Consider the following 15,945-nt stretch of genomic DNA (forward strand, 5'->3'; position numbering starts at 1 on the left):
TTACGGCCTTGTAGTAATGGAGTTAACAAACCACTGCTGGATATTGCCCATCGCAGCGTGCGAGGTATCCAGAATCGGCTGCGGATAGAAGCCAAGCAGTACCAGAAGCACGACCAGGATAAGGATCATAAACAGCTCGCGCAGTGACAGACCCGGCAGCGTCTGGTTCGCGATTTCGCTCTTCGCTTTACCGAAGTAAGCGCGATGCAGCATCGCCAGCGAGTAAACGGAGGCGAAGACCAGACCGAAGGTGGAGATCACGGTAATCATCGGCACAACCTGGTAGCTACCGAACAGGATCATGAACTCACCGACGAAGTTACCGGTACCCGGCATCCCCAGCGTCGCCACAGCGAAGAACATCGACAGCGCCGGCAGCCACTTAATCTTGCTCCACAGACCGCCCATCATGCGCATATCGCGGGTATGCAGGCGTTCGTAAAGCTGACCGCAAAGAATAAACAGACCCGCCGCCGAGAGACCGTGAGCAATCATCTGAATCACCGCGCCCTGGTAGGCCAGCTGGCTGCCGGTGTAGATGGCAATCAGTACGAAGCCCATGTGGGAAACGGAGGTGTAGGCGATAAGACGTTTGATATCAGTCTGGGTGAAGGCCATCCACGCGCCGTAGAAGATACCAATCACGCCCAGCCACATGGCAATCGGTGCAAACTCCGCCGAAGCGTTCGGGAAGAGTGGCAGCGAGAAGCGCAGCAGACCGTAAGCGGCGGTTTTCAGCAGGATCCCGGCGAGGTCAACGGAACCCGCGGTCGGTGCCTGTGAGTGCGCATCCGGCAGCCAGCCGTGCAGCGGCACCACCGGCATTTTCACCGCAAAGGCGATAAAGAAGCCGAGCATCAGCAGGTATTCAACGTTGTGGGACATCGGCGTTTTCAGCAGCTCTTCATAGTTGAAGGTCCACACGCCGGTGGCGTTGTAGTGCACAAACACCAGGCCGAGGATGGCAATCAACATCACCAGACCGCTTGCCTGGGTATAGATGAAGAATTTCGTCGCCGCGGTGATACGCGTCTTCCCGTCGGAGGCTTTATGGCCCCACAGCGCAATCAGGAAGTACATCGGCACCAGCATCATTTCCCAGAAGAAGAAGAACAGGAACATGTCGATGGCAAGGAACACGCCGATAACGCCGCCGAGGATCCACATCAGGTTCAGGTGGAAGAAGCCCTGATATTTCTCGATTTCACGCCAGGAGCAGAGAACCGCCAGCACGCCAAGAAAGCCGGTCAGCACGACCATCAGCAGCGACAGACCGTCCATCGCCAGATGGATAGTGATGCCGAAGCGCGGGATCCAGTCGTGTTTAAAGCTCTCCTGCCACGTCGGGAAATCGGCAGCCTGCGATAAAGAGTAGCCACCCTGCAACCAGAGTTGCAGAGAGAGCGCCAGCGTCAGTCCCATGGTGATCAGGGCGATCCAGCGCGGCACCTTCACGCCGAAGCGCTCGGTTTGCCAACACAGGAAACCACCGATAAAGGGAATCAATATTAGCCAGGGTAATAACATGGCGATTCATATTCCTTGTTTAAGTCCAGCTCAGGCTTTCTGGCTCGTCATCTGACTTCACCGTTACTGCCTGTCCTTTCGGACCTGATTTTCAACGAATTTTCACAAAATTCAGATTCTGCTCTTAGGCCGGAGAACAACTCTGCTCCCCGGCCCAGGAACTCAGCGCAACACCATCAGCAGACCGAGCACCACAACGGCACCGATACTCATGGAGGCCACATACCAGCGCAGATAACCGTTCTCGCTGAACAGCAGCCCTTTCCCGGCAAAGCGGGAGAGGATCGCCGGAATGTTCATCAGCGCATTCAGCGGATCGCTCTTCAGCAGCCAGGCAACGCCCAGATACGGTTTAACGAAGATGCGATCGTAGAGCCAGTCGAAGCCCCAGGCATTGAACCACCAGGTGCCGAAGAAGCGGCCCGCCGCGCTGTTGGCAATCGATGTCACCAGCGTGCGTTTACCCAGCCACAGCCAGGCGGCCAGCAGAATGCCGATCACCGCCACTGCGCCAGAAGCCACTTCCAGCATCACCACGCTGCTGTGCGCCAGCTCAGCCGTTTCCGGCAGAACACCGCGCAGCGGTGGCACAATCATCGCGCCAACGAAGGTGGAGAGGATCAGCAGCACAATCAGCGGCAGGTGATGGGTAATCCCCTTCCCTGCGTGGGCGTGAATCTGCTCTTTGCCGTGGAAGACAATGAAAATCAGACGGAAGGTGTAGAGCGAGGTCATAAACGCCCCGACCAGACCCGCAATCATCAGGTTAACGTGACCGTTCGCTACCGCTCCTGCGAGGATCTCATCCTTACTGAAGAAGCCCGCGGTAATCAGCGGCAGTGCAGAGAGCGCCGCGCCACCGACCAGGAAGCAGGCATAGACCAGCGGAATCGACTTACGCAGGCCGCCCATCTTGAAGATGTTCTGCTCGTGGTGGCAGGCAAGGATCACCGAACCGGAGGAGAGGAACAGCAGCGCTTTAAAGAAGGCGTGCGTCATCAGGTGGAAAATCGCCGCGTCCCATGCCTGTACGCCAAGCGCCAGGAACATGTAACCAATCTGGCTCATCGTCGAGTAGGCGAGTACGCGTTTGATATCGGTCTGCACCAGCGCGGCGAAACCGGCCATCAGCAGCGTGACCGCACCAACGATACCGACCAGATGTAGCACTTCCGGCGTCATCAGGAACAGACCGTGGGTACGGGCAATCAGATAGACACCTGCGGTAACCATCGTTGCGGCGTGGATCAGCGCAGAGACCGGCGTCGGGCCAGCCATTGCGTCAGCAAGCCAGGTCTGCAACGGCAGCTGCGCCGATTTACCGACCGCGCCGCCCAGCAGCATCAGGGTCGCCCACATCAGCATATGGTTGCCATTGGCGAAGTGCTGCGGAGCCAGCTCGACCATCTCGCGGAAGTTCAGCGTGCCCAGCTCGTTGTAGAGGATGAACAGTGCGAACGCGAGGAAGACGTCACCGACGCGGGTCACGACAAACGCTTTCATCGCCGCTGCGCCATTCTTCGGATCGGTGTAGTAGAAACCGATCAGCAGATAGGAGCAGAGACCCACGCCTTCCCAGCCGAGGTACATCAGCAGCAGGTTATCGCCCAGCACCAGAATCACCATGCTGGCGATAAAGAGGTTGGTGTAGGCGAAGAAGCGGGAGTAGCCCTCCTCCCCACGCATATACCAGGAGGCGAACATATGGATCAGGAAACCAACGCCGGTGACTACCGAGAGCATGGTCAGCGACAGGCCGTCCAGCACAAGGTTGAAACCGATATTGAAATCACCGACCGCCATCCACGTCCACAGCGGCTGAACAAACGCCTGCTGGCCGTTGTTGAAGAACTCAACGCCAACCAGCGCCGTGACCAGCGCCGAGAGACCAATTGAGCCCATGCCAACGGCGGCGGAGAGATTCTCCGACCAGCGGCCACGGGAGAAAGCCAGTAACACAAAGCCAATAAGAGGAAAAATAATGGTTAAGGCGAGCATGTTCATCCACGCATCTCACTTACTGAATCGATATTCAGACTCTGGCGGCGACGATGAAGTTGCAGCAGCAGCGCCAGGCCAATGCTCGCTTCCGCAGCGGCAAGGCTAATGGCGAGAATATACATTACCTGACCGTCGGTCTGGCCCCAGTAGCTACCGGCGACCACAAAGGCCAGCGCGGCGGCGTTGATCATGATCTCAAGCCCAATCAGCATAAACAGCAGATTGCGGCGAATAACCAGACCAGTCAGACCCAGCACAAACAAAATCGCCGCGAGGATCAATCCATGTTGTAACGGGATCATGCGTGCTCCTCCGTTTTTCTTTTCGCGCGGTCATCCGTGCGATTGCTCAGCAATTCGCCAGGTCTCTCTTCACGTCCAAGGTGGAACGCGACAACCAGACCTGCCAGCAGCAGCATTGAGGCCAGCTCAACCGCCAGAACGTAAGGACCAAACAGCGTAATACCGACCGCTTTCGCGCCAATCGCCGTGCCCTCGATGCCCTGATCGTTAACGCCCATAATGGCGTAGATCATGACGCCCAGCAGCACCGCAGAGAGCACCGCAGGACCAATCCAGATTTGCGGCGTGAGCCAGTTACGCTCCTGCTCGACCACCGAATTGCCCATGTTGAGCATCATCACCACGAAGACGAACAGCACCATGATGGCCCCGGCGTAGACGATGATCTCCAGCGCCCCGGCAAAGTACGCGCCGAGGGAGAAGAAGACCCCGGCAATCGCCAGCAGTGAGATGATCAAGTACAGCAGCGCATGCACCGGATTGGTATGCGTAATAACGCGTACCGTCGTCAGGATGGCGATCAGGCCACAGATATAAAAAGCGAACTCCATTGCCCCTCTCCTTACGGTAACAGGCCTTTGACGTCGATAGGCTTGGCTTCGTTTTCCGCTTCGCCCTTATCTTTGCCGTCGATTGCCATACCTGCCATCCGGTAGAAGTTATATTCCGGGTATTTGCCCGGACCGGAGATCAGCAGATCCTCTTTTTCATACACCAGATCCTGGCGCTTGAACTCACCGAGTTCGAAGTCCGGCGTCAGCTGAATCGCTGTTGTCGGGCACGCCTCTTCGCACATGCCGCAGAAGATGCAGCGCGAGAAGTTGATACGGAAAAACTCCGGATACCAGCGGCCATCAACGGTTTCCGCTTTCTGCAGCGAGATACAGCCGACAGGACAGGCAACCGCACACAGGTTACAGGCTACGCAGCGCTCTGCGCCGTCCGGATCGCGCGTCAGCACGATACGGCCACGGTAGCGCGGGGCCAGGTAAACCGGCTCTTCCGGGTACATACGCGTTTCGCGTTTAGCGAACGCATGCAGGCCAATCATCCAGATACTGCGAACCTGGGTGCCAAAGCCCACGAATAACTCTTTTAACGTCATGGTCTCATCACCCCTTATTACGGCGCCTGCCAAAGAATGACTGCCGCCGTGCCCAACAGGTTAAGCAGTGTCAGCGGCAGACAGATTTTCCAGCCGAAAGACATCACCTGATCGTAGCGAGGACGCGGCAGTGCGGCGCGAATCAAAATGAACATCATCATAAAGAACGCGGTTTTCAGCGCGAACCAGATAAACGGCGGTAACAGCGGACCCTGCCAGCCACCAAAGAAGAGGGTGACCATCAGCGCAGAGATGGTGACGATACCGATATACTCGCCGACGAAGAAGAGACCGAACTTCATGCCGGAGTATTCAATATGGTAACCATCCGCCAGCTCCTGCTCCGCTTCCGGCTGGTCAAACGGGTGGCGGTGACACACCGCAACACCAGCGATAGCAAAGGTAACGAAGCCAAAGAATTGCGGAATGACGTTCCACAAACCCGCCTGGTTGTTGACGATGTCGGTCATATTGAATGAACCGGCTTGCGCCACCACGCCCATCAGCGACAGCCCGAGGAACACTTCGTAGCTCAGGGTTTGCGCAGAGGCACGCATCGCGCCGAGCAGGGAGTATTTGTTGTTACTCGACCAGCCAGCGAACAGCACCGCGTAAACTGCCAGACCCGCCATCATCAGGAAGAAGAGGATCCCGATATTGAGGTCGGCCACCACCCAGGTGGGGCTGACCGGCACAATGGCGAAGGCTAACAGCAGCGAGGTGAAGGCGATCACCGGCGCGAGGGTGAAGATCACGCGATCCGAGAAGCGCGGGATCCAGTCCTCTTTAAAGAACATCTTGATCATGTCCGCGACCAGCTGGAGTGAACCACCCCAGCCCACACGGTTCGGCCCATAACGGTTCTGGAACAGGCCGAGCAGGCGACGTTCGCCAAAGCTCATGAAGGCGCCGCAGGTGACGACCACCAGCAGGATGACCACCGCTTTCAGAATGCTTAACAGAATGTCGATAACATCCGGTGTTAACCAGCTCATGCTTGCGCCTCCCGCAGATTTTCAAGACGTGCCCCGGCCAGCACCGGTGCAATACCCGGCATGCCCATCGGCAAACCGACCTGCCCCGCCGTCAGACCTTCCGATACCTGCAGCGGCAGGCTGAGGGTCTGCCCTTCGTAGGTGAAGGAGACGTGCGCGCCTGCGTTTACGCCAAGCTTCGCGGCATCGGCCGGGTTAAGCGTGATGTAAGGCTGCGGCATACGGCTCTGGAACACCGGCGAACGCTGCGACAGCTCATCGCTGCCGAACAGGTGATAGTAAGGCGCGATACGCCACTCGCCATCCTGTGCGCTGAAAGCGCCCGGAACGACGGTGAAGTAATCCAGCCCGCTCTCCGTCGCTTCAATCAGGCGCACGCCCGGATCGCCGTGACGCAGATGGCCGCCCACTTCGTCCTGGAATTTGTTCCAGGCCTGCGGGGAGTTCCAGCCCGGTGCCCAGGCAAACGGAATTTGCGAGCGCGGCGCTGAAGGCTGGTTGTTCCCTTCCATCGAGAAGGCGAACATGGTGTCTTTATCCTGCGGCTGACGCGGTTCGTGGACGCTGATATTGGCGCGCATCGCGGTGCGACCGCTGTAGCGGTGCGGCTCACGCGCCAGTTTCTGCCCGCGAATGCGGAAGCTGGCATCCGGTGCGGCATTTTTGATGCCCGACAGCTGCGGCAGCGCGGCGACGGCGGCGTCGATCACATGATCGAGCTGCGTCCAGTCCACTTCGCGGTTCAGCACGGTGCTGTGCAGCGAGTGCAGCCAGCGCCAGCTTTCCAGCATCAGCGCTACGTTGTCGTAGTAGCTCGGGTCATAAACCTGGAAGAAGCGCTGAGCGCGGCCTTCGTTGTTGATCACCGTGCCGTCGCTTTCTGCGAAGCTTGCCGCAGAGAGCACCAGATGGGCGTTATCCATAATCGCCGTGCGCTGGTGATCGACCACCAGCACCAGCGGCGCTTTCGCCAGCGCAGCATCTACGCGCGCAGCAGAAGCGTGACGGTGCAGATCGTTTTCCAGCACCACGACCGCGTCGGCGCTGCCGCTCTCCAGTTCGGAGAGTGCATCATCGAGGCTGCCGCCGCCGATAAGGCCGAGGCCCATGCTGTTAACGGAGCGGGCAATCATGGTGATGCCGACATCGGCACCGCGCCCTTTCAGCGCTTTCGCCACGTTCGCCGCCGCGTGGATCACGTCGCTGCTACCGGCGTTAGTGCCGGAGATAATCAGCGGCTTCTTCGCCCCGGCCAGTGCCTGGACAATCACATCCACTTTGCCCTGCAGATCGCTGCTCAGGCCGTCAACCGCCGGTGCGGAGTTATCCAGCGCATGGGCGATGGCAAAGCCTAAACGCGCCTGATCTTCTACCGGTGCGCGGTAGGTCCACGCAGCGATGTCGTCCAGACGGGTGCTGTCGACGTTGGTGACAAACAGCGGATGTTTAGCGCGCTGACCGATGTTCATGATCGCCGCAATCTGCCAGTCGGCAACTTTCTGCGCCGCCGCCATTTCGCGGGCTTTACCTTTCACCGCCTGACGGACCGCCAGCGCGACGCGCGCGCCGGTCTGGGTGACGTCTTCGCCGAGGATCAGCACCGCGTCGTAAGATTCGATTTCACGCAGCGCCGGAGTACGGATGCCACCTTCGCGCAGCACTTTCAGCGCCAGCGTCAGTCGCTCCTGCTCGCCTTTCGCGATACCGGTGTAGAAGTTCTCCGCACCGACCAGTTCGCGCAGCGCGAAGTTGCTCTCAACGCTTGCGCGCGGAGAACCAATACCGATCACTTTCTTCGACTGGCGCAGAATATCCGCCGCGCCCTGCATCGCCTGTTCGGCGTTGAGGGTGATGAGATCGTCGCCGCGACGCTGTACCGGCTGGCGCGGACGATCTTTCAGGTTGACGTAGCCATAGCCGAAACGACCGCGGTCGCAGAGGAAGTAGTGGTTAACCGTGCCGTTGTAGCGGTTCTCGATACGACGCAGTTCGCCGTAACGCTCGCCCGGGCTGGTGTTACAGCCGATCGAGCACTGCTGGCAGATGCTCGGCGCGAACTGCATATCCCATTTACGGTTATAGCGCTCGGAGTGAGTTTTGTCGGTGAAAACGCCGGTCGGGCAGATTTCAACCAGGTTACCGGAGAACTCGCTCTCCAGCGTACCCTCTTCCGGGCGGCCGAAGTAGACGTTGTCATGTGCGCCATAGACGCCCAGATCGGTACCGTCGGCATAATCTTTGTAGTAGCGCACACAGCGGTAGCAGGCGATACAGCGGTTCATCTCATGAGAGATGAACGGACCGAGATCCTGGTTACGGTGCGTACGTTTGGTGAAACGGTAGCGACGGAAGCTGTGACCGGTCATAACGGTCATATCCTGCAGGTGGCAGTTGCCGCCCTCTTCGCAAACCGGACAGTCGTGCGGGTGGTTGGTCATTAACCACTCCACCACGCTCTCACGGAACTCTTTCGCTTCGTGATCGTCAATAGAGATAAATGTGCCGTCGGATGCCGGTGTCATACAGGACATAACCAGGCGGCCACGCGTGTCTTCCGCGTTTTGATATTGCTTCACCGCACACTGGCGGCACGCACCCACGCTCCCCAGCGCCGGATGCCAGCAAAAATAAGGAATATCAAGGCCCAACGAGAGACAAGCCTCTAACAGGTTGTCTGCGCCGTTTACCTCGTATTCTTTGCCGTCTACGTGAATAGTAGCCATTAGCATGCTTCCAGTTGTCTCAGCCGGAGCTGAGAATTAATCAAAATTCGTTCCGCGTCCCCTCACCTGCTCACGATGAGGGGGAACCATTACCAGCGCGCTTTCAGCAGGTTTGGCTGGATACCGCCAATCGCATGGGTATTGCTGAATTGCTGCTTGATCCCCGCTTCGAACTCTTCGCGGAAATACTTAATTGCGCTCTGTAACGGTTCAACCGCACCCGGCGCGTGTGCGCAGAAGGTTTTACCCGGCCCCAGCTGGCGGCAGAGTTGCTCCAGGGTTTCGATATCGCCAGGCTGGCCTTCGCCACGCTCCAGCGCACGCAGGATTTTGACGCTCCACGGCAGCCCGTCGCGGCACGGCGTACACCAGCCGCAGGACTCGCGGGCGAAGAACTCTTCCAGGTTACGCACCAGCGGCACCATGCCAATTTCATGGTCAACGGCCATCGCCAGCGCGGTACCTAAACGGCTGCCCGCTTTACCAATGCTTTCGAACTCCATCGGCAGATCGAGGTGCGCTTCGGTAAGGAAGTCGGTTCCCGCGCCGCCCGGCTGCCAGGCTTTAAATTTCAGCCCGTCGCGCATGCCGCCCGCGTACTCTTCGAGGATTTCACGCGCGGTAGTGCCAAACGGCAGCTCCCAGACGCCCGGGTTTTTCACGCGCCCGGAGAAGCCCATCAGTTTGGTACCGGCATCTTTACTGGTCGACAGGTTCTGATACCACTCCACGCCGTTGGCAAGGATCGCCGGGACGTTGCACAGGGTTTCGACGTTGTTAACGCAGGTCGGTTTGCCCCATACGCCGGAGCTTGCCGGGAAAGGCGGTTTTGAGCGCGGGTTGGCGCGACGCCCTTCCAGCGAGTTGATCAGCGCCGTCTCTTCGCCGCAGATATAACGACCCGCGCCGGTATGGACGATAAGTTCGAAGTCGAACCCGCTGCCGAGAATATTTTTGCCGAGCAGGCCCGCTTCGGTAGCTTCAGCAATGGCACGGCGCAGATGCACCGCCGCTTCGATGTACTCCCCGCGCAGGAAGATGTAGCCACGATAGGCTTTCAGTGCAAAGGCGGAGATGAGCATGCCTTCCACCAGCAGGTGCGGCAACTGCTCCATCAGCAGGCGGTCTTTATAGGTGCCCGGCTCCATCTCATCGGCGTTACACAGCAGGTAACGAATGTTCATCGATTCGTCTTTCGGCATCAGGCTCCACTTAAGACCGGTGGAGAAGCCCGCGCCGCCGCGCCCTTTCAGGCCGGCGTCTTTTACCTGGTTGACAATTTCGTCCGGTGCCAGCCCGGTCAGGGCTTTGCGCGCACCGGCATAGCCGTTCTTGCTTTGATACTCTTCAAGCCAGACCGGCTGTTTGTCATCGCGCAGACGCCAGGTCAGCGGATGGGTTTCGGGAGTACGGATAATGGTCTTCATTATTTATACCGCTCCAGCAAGTCAGGGATCGTTTCCGGCGTCAGAGAACTGTGGGTGTCCTCATCGATCATCATGGTCGGCCCTTTGTCGCAGTTGCCGAGACAGCAGGTTGGCAGCAGCGTAAAGCGGCCATCAAAGGTGGTCTGGCCCGGCTTGATCTTCAGGTGGCTCTCAATCGCCGACTGGATCCCCTGATAGCCCGTGATGTGACACACCACGCTGTCGCAGTAGCGGATCACATGGCGGCCGACCGGCTGGCGGAAGATCTGGCTGTAGAACGTTGCCACGCCTTCGACATCGCTCGCCGGAATGCCCAGCACGTCGGCAATAGCGTAAATTGCGCCGTCCGGCACCCAGCCACGCTGTTTCTGAACGATCTTCAGCGCTTCAATGGACGCCGCACGCGGGTCTTCGTAGTGGTGCATCTCGTGCTCAATTGCCTCACGCTCTGCCGCACTCAGCTCAAAAGCCCCGGTTTCTGGTTGTTGATTCTCGTGCATAATTAGCGGTCCACATCTGACATAACAAAATCGATACTACCCAGGTAGACAATCAAGTCTGAGACCAGGCTGCCGCGGATTGCCGCCGGAATTTGCTGCAGATGCGGGAAACTCGGCGTGCGGATACGGGTACGGTAGCTCATGGTGCTGCCGTCACTGGTCAGGTAGTAACTGTTGATACCCTTGGTTGCTTCAATCATCTGGAAGGATTCGTTAGCCGGCATCACCGGGCCCCACGATACCTGCAGGAAGTGAGTAATCAGGGTTTCGATATGTTGCAGCGTGCGCTCTTTCGGCGGCGGCGTGGTCAGCGGGTGATCCGCTTTGAACGGCCCTTCCGGCATATTGTTGAGGCACTGCTCAAGAATGCGCAGGCTCTGGCGCAGCTCTTCCACTTTCAGCATCACGCGGGTGTAGCAGTCGCTGACGCCACCGCCGACCGGGATTTCGAAGTCGAAGTTCTGATAGCCGGAGTACGGGCGCGCTTTACGCACGTCAAAGTTGATGCCGGTAGCACGCAGGCCTGCGCCGGTGGTGCCCCACTCCAGCGCCTCTTTCGCGCCGTAAGCGGCAACGCCCTGAGCACGGCCTTTCAGAATGGAGTTGCGCAGTGCGGCTTTCTCATAGGAAGCCAGACGTTTCGGCATCCAGTCGAGGAACTCGCGCAGCAGGCGATCCCAGCCGCGCGGCAGATCGTGCGCGACGCCGCCGATGCGGAACCAGGCCGGGTGCATACGGAAACCGGTGATCGCTTCCACCAGATCGTAGATTTTTTGACGATCGGTAAAGGCGAAGAAGACCGGCGTCATCGCGCCGACGTCCTGAATAAAGGTAGAGATATAGAGCAGGTGGCTGTTGATGCGGAACAGCTCAGAGAGCATCACGCGGATCACTTCCACGCGTTCCGGCACGGTAATGCCTGCCAGTTTCTCGACCGCCAGTACGTATGGCATCTCGTTGACGCAGCCGCCGAGGTACTCAACGCGGTCAGTATAAGGAATGTAGCTGTGCCATGACTGGCGTTCGCCCATCTTCTCCGCACCGCGGTGGTGATAACCGATATCCGGCACGCAGTCGACGATCTCTTCGCCATCAAGCTGCAGAATGATGCGGAACGCACCGTGCGCAGAGGGGTGGTTCGGACCGAGGTTGAGGAACATGAAGTCCTCGTTGTCGGTGCCGCGCTTCATGCCCCAATCTTCCGGCTTGAAGGTCAGCGCCTCCATCTCCAGATCCTGCTTGGCTTTGGTCAGCTCAAACGGATCGAATTCGGTGGCGCGCGCCGGGTAGTCTTTACGCAGCGGGTGGCCGGTCCAGGTCTGCGGCATCATGATGCGCGTCAGATGCGGGTGGCCATCAAAAGTGATACCAAACATCTCCCAGGTTTCACGCTCATACCAGTTAGCGTTCGGGAAGAGTTTAGTGATAGTCGGCACATGCAAATCGTTTTCTGCGAGGGCCACTTTCAGCATGATGTCGCTGTTACGATCGATCGACAGGAAGTGGTAGAAAACGGAAAAATCCGCGGCGGGCAGACCGGCGCGGTGTGTGCGTAGACGCTCGTCCATGCCGTGAAGATCGAACAGCATGACGTAAGGCTTCGGTAATTTCTTTAAGAAATCGACCACTTCCAGTAACTGCTCACGCTTCACCCAAACGACGGGTACCCCGGTGCGGGTCGCCTGAACGGAAAAGGCATCCGGCCCAAAACGGTTGCGCAATTCGCCAATGACCGGATCATCCAGATGATCGCGGGTCTGCCATGGGGCTTCTTGCGCAGTTAAATCGGTCATATTTTTCACCATTGCAAAGGGTCCGTGGTGACTGTGGGGCAGTGCGTCGCGTTATTGGATTATTGAAATGCGACGCTTTTTACCCTTGCCCACAGGCGCAAATTAAATCTCGTCCGGCGAACGCAGGTTGGTGACGGCAATACGTTCACCGCGTTTACGTTCACGCTCTGACTGCATGTTGGCGCGGTAAACGCCCTGATCGCCAACCACCCAGGAGAGCGGACGACGCTCCTTGCCAATCGACTCCTGCAGCAGCATCAGCGCCTGCATATAGGCTTCAGGACGCGGCGGGCAGCCAGGGATGTAAACATCCACCGGGATAAATTTGTCGACGCCCTGCACGACGGAGTAGATGTCGTACATACCGCCAGAGTTTGCGCAGGCACCCATGGAGATAACCCATTTCGGCTCCAGCATCTGGTCATAGAGGCGTTGGATAACCGGTGCCATCTTGGTGAAGGGCGTACCGGCAACGACCATCAGGTCAGCCTGACGCGGCGAGGCACGCAGTACTTCCGCGCCAAAACGCGCCACGTCGTGCACGGCGGTAAACGAGGTCACCATCTCAACGTAGCAGCAGGAAAGGCCGAAGTTATACGGCCAAATTGAGTTCTTACGACCCCAGTTCACCATATCGTGCAGGACATTTTCGAGCTTGCCCATGTAGACGCTACGGTTGATCTCTTGTTCCAGGGGGTCAGTTACGATCTCCTGTTTTTGCAGGGGGTAACGGTCGTTCTCACCGTTAGGATCTATGCGGGTGAGCGTATAATCCATCTTATTGCCTCGCGGTTAGCGTTGACTGTCAGTGTAGCTGTTGGTCTCAGGGTTAACCTGCGCACGGCGCGAACGCACCGGCGTCCAATCGAGCGCGCCAATACGCACCAGATAAACCAGACCAGCCAGCAGCACTAAGATAAAAATTGCGGCTTCGGCAAATCCCACCCAGCCACTCTCACGAATGGACGTAGACCATGCGTAGAGATAGAGCGCTTCGACATCGAAGATGACGAAGAACATGGCAACCAGATAGAACTTGGCGGAGAGACGTAAGCGAGCGGAACCGACGGAGTCGATACCAGATTCGAAAGGTACGTTTTTGTGCCTTGCGCGCGCGCGTCCGCCCAAAAACCGACCGCCGACCAGCATCAGGCAACAGAGGCCGATGGCGACAATAAGAAAGACAGCGAATGCCCAGTGATGAGCGATGATTTCAGTGGATGTTGACATACGCATTGCTTAACTCAAAAGGTAGCGTTAAAACCTCTGCTCTTGCTGGCAGATGACGCCACATCGATTCACGGGGAGGAATAAAAAACCACATACTTACTGTGCAAAAAGCTGAAAAACAGCTAAATGATGTGGGTTTTTACTCCTTTCTATAACCTTTTGTCAACTTTAACAAAAGTTTCCTCACATTAGTTTACATCGGCAGCAATCCATTAACATTTAGTGCCGTTTTATTGACCAGCAACAACTTTTCCTGCGGCAAAATCCGGTGTTGAATCGAGTCCGTTGTGGAGGATTACAAAAATTACCCTCCTATTTTGACAGGATTTACCCAGGATTCCTCCCCCTCTGCGGAGGTATTTTTTTGATCTGAGACACGCTTTTGTTAATTCATACAATGATTCGGCAACAATCTTGCTTGATTTTTAACATGAGCAGAGGGCATGAAAGACTATAGATGATAAAGGGGGATTGTGCTGTGAGGTGGATTAACAGATTGAAAGAAATAATGATTTAGAGCAGGAATAATTCAGATGCTTATTATTTGTGCAAAAAATGGCCCACTGTGATCGTTTCTCTCATCAGTGGGCCATTTTTACACTTACAAATTGTTACCAGTTTGCGGCGAAATGGTAGCTAGAAATCGCCATCAACCAGCAGCTGTTCATCTCCCCCTTCCGGAGTAGATCCTTTGTAGTGCCAGGGGTCGCGATAGTGCTCCATGGCATCGAAAATTACCTGCGCCAGCTCGTTCCCGCTGTTCGGGTTGCGCGAGAGCAGATATTCCGTTTCCGGCAAGGCCGGGAAGCCTTCAGCGTGACTTAATACCCGCAGGTCAGGACTCATCATTTCGACCGGTCGCGCCGTCACGCCAAGGCCTGCTTTAACGGCTGCTTTCACCGCCGAGAGCGTTGAGGCCACATAGGCCATGCGCCATGGAATCTCGGCTTCATTAAGCGCGTTAAGCACCATATCGCGGAACGGGCTCGGCTCATCCAGCAGGACCAGCGGCACCGCCTCCCCTTTTTGCAGCACATACTCCGCCGCGCAATACCAGAGCGTCGGTGAGGTGCGCAGCGTTAAATAGTCAAACGGCTGGACACGATGCGTGGTCACCACCAGATCAACTTCATCCTCCTGAAGCTGATCGCTGCTCATCGGATTGCGTTTTACGCGCACATCCAGCGCCAGCTTTGGATAGACCGAGCTAATACGATTAAGCAGGAACGGCAGGATCGTATCGGCGGATTCGTCTGACGCACCAATAGTTAATACGCCCTGCAAATTGCTGAACATTAACGAGGTGCAGGCTTCGTCATTAAAGCGCAGGATCTTTCTCGCATAGCCTAATAGCTGAATACCATGCTCAGTCAGCAATTTATTGCGGCCATGACGGGCGAACAGCTCTTTACCCACTAGCTGTTCAAGGCGCTGCATTTGCTGGCTTACAGCGGATTGCGTACGGCAAACCGCCGCAGCGGCGGCTGCAAAGGTGTTTAAATCCGCGACTGCAACAAAGGTTCTCAGCAGATCGAGGTCGAGATTCAGTATCGGACGATTTGCATTTATCATCATTTTTCACTTACGGGTTGCTCGCGTTGCGTGCCCCGGGTTTATGCTGTGTTCATAAGATTAAGTAAATCCATTTAAAAAGCGCATCCTGCACTGCCATTGCCGATGAAACCTGGCAATGTGTGTGATGTTTTTGTTCGCCACCTGATGCAAGCAGAACTCAACGTCTTTTATTTGGCAAACATCCCGCTCGGGGATATATAAACCAGCCAAATGGTGTTGATGCATTTAAAACGCGTCTTTCGCGGCGAATACCGATTCAACATCGCGCGTCGCAGATAAAGGTGAACCCAACAGAGGCTCTGAAGTAAAAAAAGAGTAATAGCAATTAAGTAAAATTAAGAATTCAACCTTACTGAACTCAGGGCTTTGCCCCGGAGCGCCCTTTCAGGCTGTCTGAGTTTACCCCAAAACCTTTTTATTTATAAGCGTTAATACGAATTATCTTAAATTCTTAAAATGTCAGTACGAAAAAATGAGACATATAAATATTAGTGATGGTCATAGTTACTATTCTCAATATTAAATAGCGAACGGTTCTGAAAATGGATCTCTTTAATAGAAATTAACATTATCTTCACAGCAACAAAGCGGGACGCTAACCGTTACTTTATATCTTCGTTATAACCCTCTTTTTTCATCTTCCTCACGCGAATAGCCGCGACAAAAGATTTAATCCCCCACTGCCGGGAGGCCATTGAATGGTGAAAAGTAGTGGCAATCAATCATTAACTGGCATTAATTACTGACTATATGCAAATTGACAGCAC

Annotated in this window: 13 protein-coding genes; all 13 read right to left on the bottom strand. The window is 56.3% G+C overall.

Annotated elements, in window-relative coordinates; translation table 11 throughout:
• Nucleotides 1–1,527, bottom strand: a complete 1,527-nt coding sequence (gene nuoM / locus IAE50_RS07785) for an NADH-quinone oxidoreductase subunit M (protein ID WP_023479637.1) — start codon at nucleotides 1,525–1,527, stop codon at nucleotides 1–3.
• Between the two features lie 162 nt (nucleotides 1,528–1,689).
• On the bottom strand, nucleotides 1,690–3,531 hold the full coding sequence (nuoL, locus tag IAE50_RS07790; protein WP_023479646.1) for an NADH-quinone oxidoreductase subunit L: 1,842 nt from the start codon (nucleotides 3,529–3,531) through the stop codon (nucleotides 1,690–1,692).
• Entirely contained in the window at nucleotides 3,528–3,830 is a 303-nt protein-coding gene (nuoK, locus tag IAE50_RS07795; protein ID WP_023479838.1) for an NADH-quinone oxidoreductase subunit NuoK, read from the bottom strand. Before nuoK ends, nuoL begins: the two co-directional genes overlap by 4 nt.
• A complete protein-coding gene (gene nuoJ / locus IAE50_RS07800; RefSeq protein ID WP_023479675.1) occupies nucleotides 3,827–4,381 on the bottom strand; it encodes an NADH-quinone oxidoreductase subunit J in 555 nt (184 codons plus the stop codon). The genes nuoK and nuoJ overlap by 4 nt, the downstream gene beginning before the upstream one ends.
• A gap of 11 nt (nucleotides 4,382–4,392) precedes the next feature.
• Complete coding sequence (gene nuoI / locus IAE50_RS07805) at nucleotides 4,393–4,935, bottom strand: NADH-quinone oxidoreductase subunit NuoI (protein ID WP_023479728.1); 543 nt, start codon at nucleotides 4,933–4,935, stop codon at nucleotides 4,393–4,395.
• A 17-nt stretch (nucleotides 4,936–4,952) separates the two neighbouring features.
• Nucleotides 4,953–5,930: an NADH-quinone oxidoreductase subunit NuoH gene (gene nuoH / locus IAE50_RS07810; protein ID WP_094421240.1), complete on the bottom strand. Its 978-nt coding sequence runs from the start codon at nucleotides 5,928–5,930 to the stop codon at nucleotides 4,953–4,955.
• On the bottom strand, nucleotides 5,927–8,653 hold the full coding sequence (gene nuoG, locus IAE50_RS07815) for an NADH-quinone oxidoreductase subunit NuoG (RefSeq protein WP_200579967.1): 2,727 nt from the start codon (nucleotides 8,651–8,653) through the stop codon (nucleotides 5,927–5,929). The genes nuoH and nuoG overlap by 4 nt, the downstream gene beginning before the upstream one ends.
• Nucleotides 8,654–8,742: 89 nt before the next feature.
• Nucleotides 8,743–10,080, bottom strand: coding sequence for an NADH-quinone oxidoreductase subunit NuoF (gene nuoF / locus IAE50_RS07820; RefSeq protein ID WP_200133360.1), 1,338 nt, complete (start codon nucleotides 10,078–10,080; stop codon nucleotides 8,743–8,745).
• Entirely contained in the window at nucleotides 10,080–10,580 is a 501-nt protein-coding gene (nuoE, locus tag IAE50_RS07825; RefSeq protein WP_200579968.1) for an NADH-quinone oxidoreductase subunit NuoE, read from the bottom strand. Before nuoE ends, nuoF begins: the two co-directional genes overlap by 1 nt.
• 2 nt (nucleotides 10,581–10,582) lie before the next feature.
• Nucleotides 10,583–12,385 (bottom strand): NADH-quinone oxidoreductase subunit C/D, encoded by a 1,803-nt coding sequence (gene nuoC, locus IAE50_RS07830; RefSeq protein ID WP_128482496.1) that lies wholly within the window; start codon nucleotides 12,383–12,385, stop codon nucleotides 10,583–10,585.
• Nucleotides 12,386–12,475: 90 nt separating this feature from the next.
• Nucleotides 12,476–13,150, bottom strand: a complete 675-nt coding sequence (gene nuoB / locus IAE50_RS07835) for an NADH-quinone oxidoreductase subunit NuoB (protein ID WP_023479723.1) — start codon at nucleotides 13,148–13,150, stop codon at nucleotides 12,476–12,478.
• Between the two features lie 15 nt (nucleotides 13,151–13,165).
• A complete protein-coding gene (gene nuoA / locus IAE50_RS07840) occupies nucleotides 13,166–13,609 on the bottom strand; it encodes an NADH-quinone oxidoreductase subunit NuoA (RefSeq protein ID WP_034812950.1) in 444 nt (147 codons plus the stop codon).
• Nucleotides 13,610–14,239: 630 nt separating this feature from the next.
• Complete coding sequence (gene lrhA / locus IAE50_RS07845; RefSeq protein WP_094421246.1) at nucleotides 14,240–15,175, bottom strand: transcriptional regulator LrhA; 936 nt, start codon at nucleotides 15,173–15,175, stop codon at nucleotides 14,240–14,242.
• Nucleotides 15,176–15,945: the final 770 nt, after the last annotated feature.

This window comes from Kosakonia sp. S42 (genome assembly GCF_016624785.1).
In the GTDB taxonomy this organism is placed as follows: Bacteria; Pseudomonadota; Gammaproteobacteria; order Enterobacterales; family Enterobacteriaceae; genus Kosakonia; species Kosakonia cowanii.

Bases quoted from the DNA above. Each gene is read 5' to 3' on its own strand.
- nuoM (WP_023479637.1), bottom strand. From the start codon at position 1,527: ATGTTATTACCCTGGCTAATATTGATTCCCTTTATCGGTGGTTTCCTG.
- nuoG (WP_200579967.1), bottom strand. From the start codon at position 8,653: ATGGCTACTATTCACGTAGACGGCAAAGAATACGAGGTAAACGGCGCA.
- nuoL (WP_023479646.1), bottom strand. From the start codon at position 3,531: ATGAACATGCTCGCCTTAACCATTATTTTTCCTCTTATTGGCTTTGTG.
- nuoI (WP_023479728.1), bottom strand. From the start codon at position 4,935: ATGACGTTAAAAGAGTTATTCGTGGGCTTTGGCACCCAGGTTCGCAGT.
- nuoF (WP_200133360.1), bottom strand. From the start codon at position 10,080: ATGAAGACCATTATCCGTACTCCCGAAACCCATCCGCTGACCTGGCGT.
- nuoE (WP_200579968.1), bottom strand. From the start codon at position 10,580: ATGCACGAGAATCAACAACCAGAAACCGGGGCTTTTGAGCTGAGTGCG.
- nuoH (WP_094421240.1), bottom strand. From the start codon at position 5,930: ATGAGCTGGTTAACACCGGATGTTATCGACATTCTGTTAAGCATTCTG.
- lrhA (WP_094421246.1), bottom strand. From the start codon at position 15,175: ATGATAAATGCAAATCGTCCGATACTGAATCTCGACCTCGATCTGCTG.
- nuoK (WP_023479838.1), bottom strand. From the start codon at position 3,830: ATGATCCCGTTACAACATGGATTGATCCTCGCGGCGATTTTGTTTGTG.
- nuoC (WP_128482496.1), bottom strand. From the start codon at position 12,385: ATGGTGAAAAATATGACCGATTTAACTGCGCAAGAAGCCCCATGGCAG.
- nuoJ (WP_023479675.1), bottom strand. From the start codon at position 4,381: ATGGAGTTCGCTTTTTATATCTGTGGCCTGATCGCCATCCTGACGACG.
- nuoB (WP_023479723.1), bottom strand. From the start codon at position 13,150: ATGGATTATACGCTCACCCGCATAGATCCTAACGGTGAGAACGACCGT.
- nuoA (WP_034812950.1), bottom strand. From the start codon at position 13,609: ATGCGTATGTCAACATCCACTGAAATCATCGCTCATCACTGGGCATTC.